10 protein-coding genes are annotated in these 12,268 nt (G+C 71.6%); 3 read left to right on the forward strand and 7 right to left on the reverse strand.

What is annotated here, in order from left to right:
• Both FL583_RS23025 and FL583_RS23030 read left to right on the forward strand, forming a co-directional pair.
• Nucleotides 1–723, forward strand: coding sequence for a ferredoxin reductase (locus FL583_RS23025; RefSeq protein WP_142706879.1), 723 nt, complete (start codon nt 1–3; stop codon nt 721–723).
• 29 nt (nt 724–752) lie between these two features.
• Entirely contained in the window at nt 753–3,716 is a 2,964-nt protein-coding gene (locus FL583_RS23030; protein WP_142706880.1) for a glycosyltransferase family protein, read from the forward strand.
• 14 nt (nt 3,717–3,730) lie between these two features.
• Here the strand turns inward: FL583_RS23030 and FL583_RS23035 are convergent, their stop codons facing one another.
• The 6 genes from FL583_RS23035 to FL583_RS23060 all read right to left on the reverse strand — a co-directional run bounded on the left by FL583_RS23035 (nt 3,731) and on the right by FL583_RS23060 (nt 10,651).
• On the reverse strand, nt 3,731–5,131 hold the full coding sequence (locus FL583_RS23035) for an SCO2521 family protein (protein WP_142706881.1): 1,401 nt from the start codon (nt 5,129–5,131) through the stop codon (nt 3,731–3,733).
• Between the two features lie 13 nt (nt 5,132–5,144).
• Nucleotides 5,145–6,110 (reverse strand): SCO2522 family protein, encoded by a 966-nt coding sequence (locus FL583_RS23040; RefSeq protein ID WP_142706882.1) that lies wholly within the window; start codon nt 6,108–6,110, stop codon nt 5,145–5,147.
• A gap of 69 nt (nt 6,111–6,179) precedes the next feature.
• Entirely contained in the window at nt 6,180–6,890 is a 711-nt protein-coding gene (locus FL583_RS23045) for a GNAT family N-acetyltransferase (RefSeq protein ID WP_142706883.1), read from the reverse strand.
• On the reverse strand, nt 6,887–8,224 hold the full coding sequence (locus tag FL583_RS23050) for an NtaA/DmoA family FMN-dependent monooxygenase (protein ID WP_142706884.1): 1,338 nt from the start codon (nt 8,222–8,224) through the stop codon (nt 6,887–6,889). Before FL583_RS23050 ends, FL583_RS23045 begins: the two co-directional genes overlap by 4 nt.
• The gene (locus tag FL583_RS23055) at nt 8,221–9,381 is read right to left on the reverse strand and encodes an LLM class flavin-dependent oxidoreductase (RefSeq protein ID WP_205752373.1); all 1,161 of its coding nucleotides are present in this window, start codon (nt 9,379–9,381) and stop codon (nt 8,221–8,223) included. The genes FL583_RS23050 and FL583_RS23055 overlap by 4 nt, the downstream gene beginning before the upstream one ends.
• Nucleotides 9,382–9,460: 79 nt before the next feature.
• Nucleotides 9,461–10,651 (reverse strand): monooxygenase, encoded by a 1,191-nt coding sequence (locus FL583_RS23060; protein WP_142706886.1) that lies wholly within the window; start codon nt 10,649–10,651, stop codon nt 9,461–9,463.
• 108 nt (nt 10,652–10,759) lie between these two features.
• Between FL583_RS23060 and FL583_RS23065 the strand changes: the two genes are divergently transcribed.
• Complete coding sequence (locus FL583_RS23065) at nt 10,760–11,170, forward strand: hypothetical protein (protein WP_142706887.1); 411 nt, start codon at nt 10,760–10,762, stop codon at nt 11,168–11,170.
• On the opposite strand, the gene FL583_RS23070 is transcribed toward FL583_RS23065, so the two are convergent.
• Nucleotides 11,167–12,183, reverse strand: a complete 1,017-nt coding sequence (locus FL583_RS23070) for a medium chain dehydrogenase/reductase family protein (RefSeq protein ID WP_142706888.1) — start codon at nt 12,181–12,183, stop codon at nt 11,167–11,169. The genes FL583_RS23065 and FL583_RS23070 overlap by 4 nt on opposite strands.
• Nucleotides 12,184–12,268 lie beyond the last annotated feature (85 nt).

The raw sequence follows: 12,268 nt of genomic DNA on the forward strand, positions 1-12,268 counted from the left end.
GTGGTTCGGAGGCTGGCCTGGCAGGTCGGCACGGTCGCGTCGGTGCGCGAGGAGACGGCTACCGCGCGGACCCTCGTCCTCGACGTCCCGGACTGGCCCGGGCACCTGGCCGGCCAGCACCTCGACGTCCGCCTGACCGCACCGGACGGGTACTCGACCGAGAGGTCGTACTCGATCGCCTCGGCGACCGCCGAGGGGCGGGTCGAGATCACCGTGCAGGTGGTGGCCGACGGCGAGGTCTCGCCGTACCTGGCCCAGGTCCTGTCGGTCGGGGACCCGCTGGAGCTGCGCGGGCCGGTCGGTGGCTACTTCGTCTGGCGTCCGGCCGACACCCAGCCGGTGCAGCTGATCGCCGGTGGGTCGGGGATCGTCCCGCTGATGGCGATGGCCCGTACCCGGGCTCAGGTCGGCAGCTCCGTCCCGTTCCGGTTGCTGTACTCGGTCCGCAGCCCCGCCGAGGCGATCTACGCCGACGAACTCGCGAAGCTCGGCCTCGAGGTCACCTACGCCTACACCCGGCGGACGCCGCCGGACTGGCCGACGCCGGCCGGCCGGGTGAACGCCGCGTTGCTGGCCGACGTCACTTTCCCGGCGGACGCCACCCCGCGGACGTACGTGTGCGGGCCGACGCCGTTCGTCGAGACCGTCGCTGACCTGCTGGTTGACGCGGGGTACGACCCGGCGGCCATCCGAACGGAGCGGTTCGGTCCCACGGGAGGATGAGTGCGTGGGGATGGTAGCGTCGCGCCCCGATGAGCGCGACGCAGGAACTCACGGACCAGGCGCCCGAGGTGGCTGACGAGCCCTCGCCGAAGGCGCGGCGCTGGTGGAGACGGCGTCCCGACGCGCTGAGCGCTGTCGTCGTGTTCGCGATCGCGCTGTTCGCGCTGGCCGGCATCGGGTCGCCGCTCTGGGGCCAGACGTCGATGACCGAGACCGGCCTGCTCGGGCGGGTCAGCCCGTACACCGACACGACGTTCCTCAATACCCCGCGGCAGACGCTCGACCTGGGTGACACGGTCGACGCGGCGATCCCGAACGCGGCGCTGTTCGGGGACGCGATCCGGGACGGCGAGTGGCCGTCCTGGAACCCGTACGTCCTCGGCGGCGGGACGCTCGGCGGCACGCCGAACGCGGGCATGGCCTCGCCGGTCGCGGTGCCGTTCTGGTTCCTGCCGGCCTGGCTCGCGCCCACGTACATGCTGGTGCTCGAGCTGATCGTGGCGATCGGCGGCACGTACCTGTTCCTGCGCCGGCTCCGGCTGGGCAAGCCGGCCGCGCTGCTCGGTGGGCTGGCGTTCGCGACCAGCGCGTTCATGGTCGTGTGGCTGAACTGGCCGCAGACCCGGGTCGCCGCGTTCATCCCGGCGCTGTTCTGGTCGCTGGAAATGGTCGTGCAGAACCGGCGGATCCGGGACATGGCGCTGGTCGCGCTGTCGGTGGCGGCCATGCTGCTCGGTGGGTTCCCGGCGGTGACCGGGTACGCGCTGGGAACGGGTGCGCTGTACGTGCTCGCCCGGTCGGGCTGGGGGCGTCGGGCGTTCGCGACCTGGGTGCGGGCTTTCGTCGCGGTGGGCGCGGGGGCCGCGCTGGTCGCGATCCAGCTGGGGCCGTGGGTGTCGGTCATGTCGACGGTGCTCGTGCGCGGCCGCGCCCAGACGCCCGACCAGCACATTCCGACGCAGGTCCTGCTGACGTCGATCGCGCCGTACGTGTTCGGCACGGTTCGTCCCGGGCAGGGGCCGGCCTGGTACGAGGCCCGGATCTTCCTGGAGGAGGTCTCGTACGTCGGGGCCGGCGTCGCGGTGCTGGCGGTCGTGGCGGTGGCACTGGCCCGGTCCGGACGGGCGACGCTGCCCCGGGGCGTCTGGTGGTTCTTCGTCGTGCTGACCGGCGCCTGGGGCGTCGTCATCTATCTGGGTGGACCTCCGCTGGAGATCCTGCAGAAGCTTCCGTACCTGTTCTCGGACAACGCGGTGGAGCGGGCGCGGAGCATCCTGGGGTTCCTGATCGCGGTGCTGGCGGCGGTGGGGTTCCAGGTTCTGCTGGACCGTTCTCGCTCGTATCGGCCGCTGGCCGACCGTCGGCGTCTCGTGTGGGGCGTCCTCGTGTGGGGCGGGGTGGCCGTCGCCGGGGCCGGGCTGTACTTCATGGCCCGGCGCTTCGCGCTGGTGCACGACGCCGGGTGGGGCTTCCCCGGTGGTGGGCCGCACCTGGGCTGGCTCAACCGGGAGCTGGCGATCGGGCTGATGTTCGTCGCGGTCGCGATGGGGGCCGCGTTCTGGCTGTGGTTCTTCCCGCGCCCGGCCCTGCTGCGCTTCGCGGCCGCGGCGCTGCTGCCGTTGCTGGTCGCCGGGCAGGGCGCGCTCTGGGTGCACAACTACTGGCCGCGCACCGACCCGAAGGACTTCTATCCGGTCACCGACGTCCACCGGTACCTGTCGGCGAACCTGGGGCACGAGCGGTTCTGGGGCTCGAACGGCGCCGTGCTCGGCGGGGTCCACCAGGTCGACGAGCTGCGTGGGCTGCAGGGGCACTCGTTCATCGAGACCCGGTTCGCCGAGATGCTCGACAAGCTGCCCGGGTACCAGTTCAGCGCGCCGCCGAAGCCGGCCACGTTCCTCTGGCCGCAGCCGCTGAACGACGGCACGTCGCCGACCAGCCCGCTGCTCGACCGGCTGTCGATCGCCGAGTACGTGACCCCGCCGACCCAGATCCCGTACGGCCCGCAGAAGGTCGACGTCGGAGACGGGTCGACCTACACGCTGGCCCCCGGGAAGCCGGTGACCGTGCCGGTGCCGGTGACCGGGGCGTTCCGGGGGATCGGGATCACACCGACCGGCCCGGGGATCACCGGGACGCTGCACCGGCACATCACGGTGACCGTGCGGGACGCGACCGGGCGGGTCGTAGCCTCGGCGACCCGGCTGGATCGCTACCTGACCGCGGGGAAGCAGTTCTACGTGCCGCTGGCCGGTGAGGACGTGGCCGCGGGGACTTCGCTCACCGCTTCCGTCTCCCTCGACCACGGCCCGGCGATTCCGCTGCTGGCTCGGGCCGGCGCCCCGGCGATCTCGGTCGTCTCCAGCACGAACGACGGGCTCAAGCTCGTCTTCGACGGTGACTCGGAGATCTACCAGCGCACGACCGCGCTCCCGCGGGCCCGGTGGGCGTCGAGCACGGTCGTGGAGCCGTCCGGTCCGAAGCGCCTGGACCTGCTGGCCAGCGGCACGCTGGCCGCGGACGCGGTCGTTCTGGACGCCCCCGGCCCGGCCGCCGACGGCAAGCCGGCCGACGTCCGCTGGGACGTCGACGGCTACGACGAGTTCAAGCTCTCGGTCGACGCGGCCGGGGCCGGTTATCTGGTGCTGGCGGACGCGATCCAGCCGACGTGGCAGGTCACTGTGGACGGTGAGAGGGCCGACCTGGTGCGGGCCGATCATGGGCTGGCGGCCGTGCACGTACCGGCGGGGAAGCATGTCGTCGATTTTCGGTACGGGCCGAAGTATGCGGATCTGGGGGCGTGGGTCAGCGGGATCACGCTGGCGATCGTGATCGGGGCGGTGGCGATCGAGTGGTGGTACCTCCGCCGCCGACGCTCGGCCGGGCCGGCCGAGGAGGCCACGGCCCCCGAGGCCCCGCCGGCCGCCGCGCCGTCTGGGGCCGTCGACGACCCGCTGCCGGCACCGGGCAGTGGGCCGGACGCGCCCCACTAGCGGGACTCGCCTGCTCAGAGGAGTTCGCGGAGCGCTTCCCGAAGCTGCTGGAAGTCGGCGTCGAACGATTGTGACCCGATCGGTAGTCCGGCCTTCGCGGCCAGCTTGGCGATGTCAGCGGGAAAATCGCGCGCCCTGGGCATCCGGGCGTTGTTATCGAGAATCGGGATGATCGGGAACCCCGCGTCGAGACCCTGCCGAATCTCCGACCGGACGACGCTGTCGTCCTCGGCGAGCCAGGCGATCCCGGCACCGTCGGCCGCGGGTGTCCAGGTAGGCCCGATCACGACCAGCATCACGACCGACTCCGCGATGGCGTCCCGTATCGCTTCTTCGAAGTCGGCGCCCGGCTTCACGCCCTTGACGGCGTAGAAGACCCGGAAGCCCGGCAACTCGGCATTGATCCGTTCGAACAGCAGGCGAGGAAGGTGGCTGCGGTCGGCGGTGCGGTACGAGATGAAGATGCGAGGTCGCCCATCCGCCGGCGCGTCGGGGGCCGGAACCGGCACCCGGGGCAGGTCGCTGTAGCGGGCGTCGAGTTCGCGGATTCGGGTGACCTGTGCGTTCCACTGCCGGGTCAGGCCGACCGTCCGTTCCAGGCCCTCCCAGTACGGTTGAACCGTCGAGTCACCGTGCGCAGCGGGCATCCACAGATGGAGCAGGCGATCAGTGACCGGGCGGAGGCGGGAGCTTGCCGCGCTGTCGTCCGCTGAGGCGAAGCCGCTGGTGTCGATCGCCCGCAGCAACGTACTCAGCAACCAGTCGTGGAGGGCGAGGTCTTCGCAGAACCCGACGGCCGCGTCCGCATCGAGATCCGTCCCGCTCAGCGACAGCGTCCGGAGACCGTCCGCGTCGATGTTGAACGCGATCCGTCCCGGTGCGACGCCGGGCTCGTCCTGGCGCAACACCCAGCGGAGGGACGAGCGCGGGGCACGGAACGGCGTCGGCCCGGTCAGGCCCGGTGCGTTCGTGACGCTTTCCAGTAAGCGACGATTTATCGCCGGGAAGTCGGGTGAGCGGACATCGCTCGTCAACCACGACTCGGCGAGGTCGGGCCACTTGGCCGCGCCGAGCAGCTCGAGGGTGCCGGGCCGGCTGAGGTAGTAGGACCACGGCCGGCGGCGGCTACTCTCGCCTTCTCGTAGCACCGCGAAGGTCGACGACTGCAGGATCTGTCCGCCGGTGATCAGCGCGTGGGTGAGCGCCGTACCCACACCGCGCGGGCCCGCCCCCCGGCGCACCGGCAGACGTGCGTCGAGCCCGGTGGACAGGTCCGGCGACACGGCGCGGTTGATCGGGCGGGTGGTCACGGCCACGTCGTCCCCGGGCCGGAGCGCGAGGAGCCGCACCGCTGCCGCTGCCGACACCGGAGGTGAGGGCAGCAACGCCGTCTCGACTTCGCCGACGATCAGCACCCGCGGCCCCCGACTAGAAACCCGAGTCGAGAACGTAGTTGATCCGGCCGGTGACCTCGGCCGTCAGCGAGATCCCCTCCGCGCTGCTGCGCTGCACGATCTGCTGCTGCACCGCGGTGTCGATGCTGATCTGGCCGAGGATCATCCGCGCGGCCACACCGACGGTTTCCGTGCGTGCGTTCAGCACGCTGAGCGTCCGGTAGGCGGCGAACGGAGCAGCGGAGGAGTTGAGCTGCACGATCGGCGGCAGGTCCGGCCAATCGTCCGGCAGTGGCTGCTCGACGTCGACGGGCACCGCGATCGGGGCGCCGTTGTTGCGGAGAAGTCCGAGGCGGAGCAATTGCCACACCGCGGTGAGAAATGCGAGTGACCAGAGCCGTTGTCCCGAGGGCTCGTCCCGCCAGAGTTCCACGTCGAGGAAGATCGAATGGTCCCTGGCGGTGGTCTGCCTCGGCGGCACCCACTCCCGGGGAGCGGCGGGCATCGCGTCGGCGAAATCCGTGGCCGATCGCTGGCCGTTGCTCAGCCACCCGGACCAGTCGACGGGCGGCCGGGATCCGGTGGTGTCGAACAGCGGCTCCGGAACCAGCCGAGCCCTGACCAGCTCCGCGACGTCGACGCCGTCGGCCCGGACGCACGCCGACTGGCGAGCGACGTAGTCGATCTGCAGTCCCACGCTCTCGGCGGCGCCGATCAGCTCCGGCAACACCTCGGCCGGGCCATGGGGTGGATTCCCGAAATAGTCGTCCAGCACCACACAGGTGCTCCACCGCGGCCGGCCGCGCGTGTCGTCGCCGTAGACCCGGCGGGCCGTCTCAGCCCACGGCGCGGCGCGCGCGAATCGGTCACTCAGGTATCGAGGGCCTTTGAGCAGATCGTCGAAGTCGAGGTAGGCGAGCTGAACGGAGAGATGCGACAGCGGCACCGCGGCCACCCTCCGGCGACCGGTCGTCTCGCCGAACGTGGTCTCGACCGCCATGCGCTACCTCGCTGGTATGGACGCCCGGACAGTGCCTTCGATCGCCATTATCGCCGCGGTGGCCAGCGCTCAGGACGGGGGTGTGCGGACCGAGCTGAAGAGCGTCATCTTTCGGAGGGTGAAGCCCAGCTTCTCGTAGAGCGCTATCGCCCCCGTGTTCGTCGCGGCCGCGTGCAGGAACGGGACCTCGCCGCGGGAGCGGATCTCGTGGGCTATCGCTCGTACCAGGCGCCCGGCCAGCCCCTGGCCCTGGTGGCCCGGTGCCGTGCACACCGCGCTGATCTCGGTGTGCCCGGGCGGATGCATGCGCTCACCGGCCATCGCGACCAGGGCGCCGTCCCGGCGGATGCCCAGGTACGTGCCGAGCTCGATCGTCCGCTGCTCGAACGGGCCCGGCCGGGTGCGTGCGACCAGGTCCAGCATCTCCGGCACGTCGGCCGCGGTCAGCCGGACCGCCTCCGGGTCGGGCTCCGCGTCGACCGACTCGTCGATCATCTGGACGCCGGGCAGCGACCACTCGACCGTGAACCCCTCGGGCGGGGTCGCCTCCAGCGCGGCCAGCGGGAACACCGCGTCCGGGCCGGCCAGCGTCAGCAGATCGGCCCAGGCCTGGGGAGTCGTGTCGCCGAGGACGCCGAACGGCGAGACGTCCGGCTGGTAGCGGGCGGCCAGCCCGCTGATCAGCGCGAACTCGCGGTGGGCGCCGGTCAGCGACGCCCACGCGGGGTTGTCCAGCGGATGCGACGAAACGGCGGAAACAGGATCCCCGAGAAGACTCACCTGGAGAAGCCTAGACCGAGGTGTTCCCGCAACGTCGTGCCCTCGTACTCGGTGCGGAACACGCCCCGCTCCTGCAGCAGCGGCACGACCGTGTCGGCGAACTCGTCGAGGCCGCCGGGCGTGATGTGCGGGACGAGGATGAACCCGTCGCTGGCGTCGGCCTGCACGAGCGTGTTGATCTGCTCGGCGATCGTCGCGGCCGACCCGATGAAGTTCTGCCTGCCGGTCACCTCGATGATCACCTCCCGCATCGAGAGGTTCTTCTCGGCCGCCAGAGCCCGCCACTGGTTGGCCACCGCGATCGGGTCTCGGTTCATCCGGACGCTCGCGCGTCCCTTCGAGATCGTGCTCTCGCCGACGATCGGGTCGACGTCGGGCAGCGGGCCGTCCGGGTCGTAGCCGGACAGGTCGCGGTTCCAGAGCTGCTCGGCGAACTTGATCGCGGTCGCGCCGCTGACCTGCTGGCGGCGCACGACCGCGGCCTTCTCCTGGGCGTCGGCGTCCGTGTCACCGAGGACGAACGTCGCCGCCGGGAGCACGACGAGCTGGTCGTGCCGCCGCCCGTACTTGGCCAGCCGGCCCTTGACGTCGGCGTAGAACGCCTGGCCGGCCTCGAGAGTGCCGTGCCGGCTGAAGATCGCGTCGGCGGTGGCCGCGGCGAACTCTCGTCCCTCGTCCGAATCGCCGGCTTGCAGGATCACCGGACGACCCTGCGGGGAGCGGGGGACGTTGAACCGGCCGGAGATGTCGAACTGCTCGCCCCGGTGCCGGAAGGCACCGGCGGCCGGGTTGCCGAGGAAGACACCGGAAGACTTGTCGGCGACGATCTCGTCGCCGCGCCAGGAATCGAACAGCTCGGCCGCGGTGCTGAGAAATTCGCGCGCCCGCGAGTACCGCGCGGACTCCGGCAGGAACCCGCCGCGGCGGAAGTTCTCGCCGGTGAACGCGTCCCAGGACGTGACGACGTTCCACCCGGCCCGCCCGGCCGACAGGTGATCGAGCGACGCGAACTGGCGCGCGACCTCGTACGGCTCGTTGAACGTCGAGTTGATCGTGCCGGTCAGGCCGAGCCGGTCGGTGACCGCGGCCAGCGCGGCGAGCACCGTGAACGTGTCGGGGCGGCCGACGACGTCGAGGTCGTAGATCTGGCCGCCCTGCTCGCGCAGGCGCAGGCCCTCGGCCAGGAAGAAGAAGTCGAACTTGGCCCGCTCGGCGGTCTGGGCCAGGTGGACGAACGACGAGAACTCGATGTGGCTGCCGCCGGCCGGGTCGCTCCAGACCGTGGTGTTGTTGACGCCGGGGAAGTGGGCGGCCAGATGGACCTGCTTCGTCATGACGCCGCCTTTGCGTAGCGATTGGCGGGGCGGGCCAGGCCGAGCCGCCCGCGCAGGGTGCCGGCCTCGTACTGCGTCCGGAAGGCGTCCCGGCGTTGAAGTTCGGGAACGAGGCCGCGGGTGATCGCGGTGAGGTCGGTAGGAACGGACCCGGGCCGGAGACGGAAGCCGGTGAGGCCGGCGCGCTGCCAGTCGAGCAGCAGGTCGGCGAGGCCGGCCGGGGTGCCGGTGAAGACGTGGGCGTCGGACGTGAACTCGGCGCGCTCGTCGAGCCGGGCCTTCCGCTCCGCGGCGTCGTCCCCGAGGAAGACCACCAGATCGCCGAAGACGTGCAGCGGCTCCGACGCCCGGCCGGCCGCCTCCTGCTCGGCCCGGATCTCGTCGATGATCGCGCGGGCCGACTCGGCGTCGGTCGGGGTGACGTAGACGACGTCGGCGCTGCGGGCGCCGAGCCGGTAGGGGATCGTCGCGTGCGCGAGCGCGGTCACCAGCGGCTGGCCCTGCGGCGGACGCGGGGTGATCGACGGGCCCTTGACGCTGAAGAACCGGCCCTCGAAGTCGATGTAGTGCAGCTTCTCGCGGTCGACGAACCGGCCGGTGGCGGCGTCGCGGATCTCGGCGTCGTCCTCCCAGGAGTCCCAGAGCCTGCGGAGCACCTCGACGTAGTCGGCGGCCTCGTCGAACAGGTCGCGGAAGGCCTCCACGTCGCCGTCGAATGGCGGGATCGTGCGCCGGCCGAAGTGCGCGGCCTCGTGGGCGCGGGCCGAGACCTGGACCCGCACCCCGGCGCGGCCGGTGCTGACGTAGTCGAGCGTCGCGATCGCCTTGGAGAGGTGGAACGGCTCGGTATGGGTGACGGTCGCGGTCGGGACCAGGCCGACGTGCCGGGTGAGCGGCGCGACCCGGGCCGCGATCAGGACCGCGTCGAGGCGGCCGCGGACCTCGTCGACCCGGTCGTCGGGCGGGCCGAACCCGGACGTCTGCAGGCCGACCGCGTCCTCGATCGTGACGAAGTCCAGCAGGCCGGCCTCGGCCTCGCGAACCTGGTCGACCCAGTAGCCGGCGGTGAAGAGTTCGGTGGGGCGCGCGTCGGGTTCACGCCAGGCCGCGGGGTGCCACCCCGCACCGTCCAACGCGACCGCTAAGTGCAGGGGCAACGAAGACCTCCTCGGCGCGGGAGTACCTGCCCCCGACACTAACCGCGGATTCCGCCCTCGTCCAATTCCTATCGGTTAACTAGGCTTTGGCGGGGGCCCAGATGACGACGCCGAGGCACATCTCGTCGGCGGTGCCGTCGCCCCAGACGACGTAGCGGGGCTTCAGCCCCTTCAGTGCCGGGAGCTTCTGCCGGAGCGTCGCGTCGTGGGTGCAGGTCACCCGCAGGGTGTCGCCCGGTTTGACGACGGCCGGTCGCGCCAGCGGGCGCGCGGCCTGGTTGTCGAAGTCGTACTGGGGGACGTCGAGCAGCGTCTTCGCGTTCGGGGTGCCTGGGTTGAGGTCGACGCGGATCGACTTGCCGAGCAGGTGCATGTGCCCGGCGACCGCGTAGATCGTCCCGGCGCTGTTCACCCGGTGGTCGCAGTGCTGGGTCGGGTTGGGGACCGGGGTCCGGCCGCCATTGCAGATCGCGTTCAGGCCCGCGACGGTTCCGCCGGCGTCGCCGCCGAACCGGTGGATGACGTCGAGGACGGCCTTCTCGCGGTCGCAGAGGTTGCCGTTCTCGCCGGGTGGGCAGGCGAGCTCGATCGGCGCGGTGAGCAGCCGGGTCTGCAGCTTGATCAGCGGGGTCTTCGCGTCGGCCAGCCGGAGCCGGATGCTCGAGCGGTCGGTACCCGCGGGCTGGCCCCCGGTCGCCAGCAGGCTGTAGTGCACCTGCATGACGAGCTGGCTGCCGGCGTCGAGCGGGTAGCCGGTGCCGGTGGTGGTGAGGCTCTCGCCCGCGCCCGGGGCCCAGGCCGCGACCCAGGCGCCGCCGCCGGCCAGCTGGGCGCCGGGGTCGTTGCCGCCGATGCCAGTGCCGCCGAAGCAGCGCCAGCCCTCGCCGGGTTCGGCGTCGTCCAGCTGTCGCGCCTCGGCGACCTGGCCCGGTTGGATCCGGTAGAAGATCGCGTGGTGGACGATGTCGGCGTTCTCGGGCAGGAACTGGCTGCCGGTGAGGTACGCGGGCGACGTCAGGCCGGGGTCGACGAGGAAGCAGCGGTACTCGTCGGTGCCGCCGCCGGTCGGCTGCGGGGTGTAGGGCGACGTCATCGTCAGCGCCTCGAAGTGCTCGCCGGTGCGGAGCGGCGACGGCGGCGGGGCCGAGGCGGTCGAGTGGTGCGTGGGTGTCGCCGGGGCGTCGGCGGTGCTCGCGGCGGACTGCGGCTCGCTGCACGCGCTGACCAGGAGCAGCAGTGCGGCCAGGGCGCCGATGACCCGGTGTTTCATCTCGGTGACGGTACTCGCCAGTACCGGCGTCGACCGCGTGAATCGGGGAATCCGACTCGCCGGGAAGATCCGCGCGACCTGACACAATCTAAGGTGGAATGGGTGGCGATGAGCGACAAGACCCGATTCACCGAGCGTGGCGTCGAGGAGTTCCTCACCGGGCCCGAGATCGTCTCGACGTTCACCTGGGGGAACACCCCGCAGTTGCTGCATGTCGGGCTGACCGACCTGTACTCCGGCGGCATGCACGGCGGCAAGCTCGCCACCGTGTCGACGGTCTGGCTGCCCGCGAACCGGGCGATGGGCGACAACATCGCCGAGTTCGAGACGCTCGTCAGCGGCCTGGCCGAGCACCACGACGATCTGTCGCGGATCTACCGGTGGCGCAGCCGGGCCGAGGCCGAGGTCGGTCACGGCTCGGTCGTCGAGTCGACGCGGGACCAGCTGATGGCCGCCCACTCGTACGTCGAGATCCACATCGTCGACCGCGACCACCGGTACCGGGTCGAGAACATCTAGGGCACGAGGACGACCTTGCCGGTCACCGTCCCGGATTCGGCGAGCTTCAGGGCGTCGGCCGCGTTCCGGAGGGGGAGCCGGGCCGCGACCTGAGCGGTGATCGCACCCTCGGCGAGCAGCTGGAGGACCTGGCCGAGGTCCTCCCGGAGGCGGGCCTGGAAGACCGCGCGGCGCAGTCGGCGGCCGGACCAGATGTTGTAGAACGTCGCGCGGTGGCCGTTCGGCAGGACGTTCCACCAGGCGAGCTTGGCGATCAGCCGCAGCACCGGCAGCTGCGAGTTGCCGGGGTCGTTCTTGGTCGCGGCCGAGCCGTACGAGACGAGCGTGCCGCCCCGGCCGAGCAGGCGGTAGGAGTCGGTGAGGCCGGGGCCGCCGACGTGGTCGAACACCGCATCGACGCCGTCGGGGGCCAGCTCGCGCACCCGCGCCGGGACGTCGCCGCGGTAGTCGATCGGCTCGGCGCCGAGCTTCTCGATCGCCGCCTGGTTGCGCGCCGACCCGGTGCCGAGCACGCGGATCCCGGCGTGCCGGGCCAGCTGGACGAGCGTCGAGCCGACCCCGCCGTTCGCGCCGTGCACGAGGATCGTGCCGCCGCGACGGACGCGGGCCCGGCGGTGCAGCATCTGCCAGGCCGTGATGCCGTTGACGACGACGGTCTCGGCGTCGGCCGGGTCGATGCCCGCGGGCACGCCGACCAGGTCGCCGGCGTCGACGATCGCGTCGGTGGCCCAGCCGCCGGTCTTCGTGAGCACGGCGACGCGGCGGCCTTTCTGGGTCGGGTCGACGCCGGGGCCGGTCTCGGCGACGGTACCGACCAGGTCGTAGCCCGGGGTGAACGGGAACGGCGGCTGGTCGTAGTACTTGCCCCGGCGCATCTGCTGTTCGGCGAACGAGACGCCGGACGCTTCGACGGAGACCCGGACCTGGTTCGGGCCGGGGGTGGGGGTGGGGCGCTGCTGGACGAGCAGGCCGTCGGGCTCGACGATCCCGGGCAGTACGACGTGGGTCATCATGTTCTGCTCCTGCGCAGGTGTGGTTGACCACTCACTGTTTTAACGAGAGTGATTGAACACTCACACCTGGGACCTGTCAAATGGG

Source organism: Cryptosporangium phraense (assembly GCF_006912135.1).
In the GTDB taxonomy this organism is placed as follows: Bacteria; Actinomycetota; Actinomycetes; order Mycobacteriales; family Cryptosporangiaceae; genus Cryptosporangium; species Cryptosporangium phraense.

What these genes read in the sequence shown, in the direction of transcription:
- FL583_RS23030 (WP_142706880.1), top strand. Translation starts at nt 753, where the DNA reads ATGAGCGCGACGCAGGAACTCACGGACCAGGCGCCCGAGGTGGCTGAC.
- FL583_RS23040 (WP_142706882.1), bottom strand. Translation starts at nt 6,110, where the DNA reads ATGGCGGTCGAGACCACGTTCGGCGAGACGACCGGTCGCCGGAGGGTG.
- FL583_RS23050 (WP_142706884.1), bottom strand. Translation starts at nt 8,224, where the DNA reads ATGACGAAGCAGGTCCATCTGGCCGCCCACTTCCCCGGCGTCAACAAC.
- FL583_RS23060 (WP_142706886.1), bottom strand. Translation starts at nt 10,651, where the DNA reads ATGAAACACCGGGTCATCGGCGCCCTGGCCGCACTGCTGCTCCTGGTC.
- FL583_RS23065 (WP_142706887.1), top strand. Translation starts at nt 10,760, where the DNA reads ATGAGCGACAAGACCCGATTCACCGAGCGTGGCGTCGAGGAGTTCCTC.
- FL583_RS23070 (WP_142706888.1), bottom strand. Translation starts at nt 12,183, where the DNA reads ATGATGACCCACGTCGTACTGCCCGGGATCGTCGAGCCCGACGGCCTG.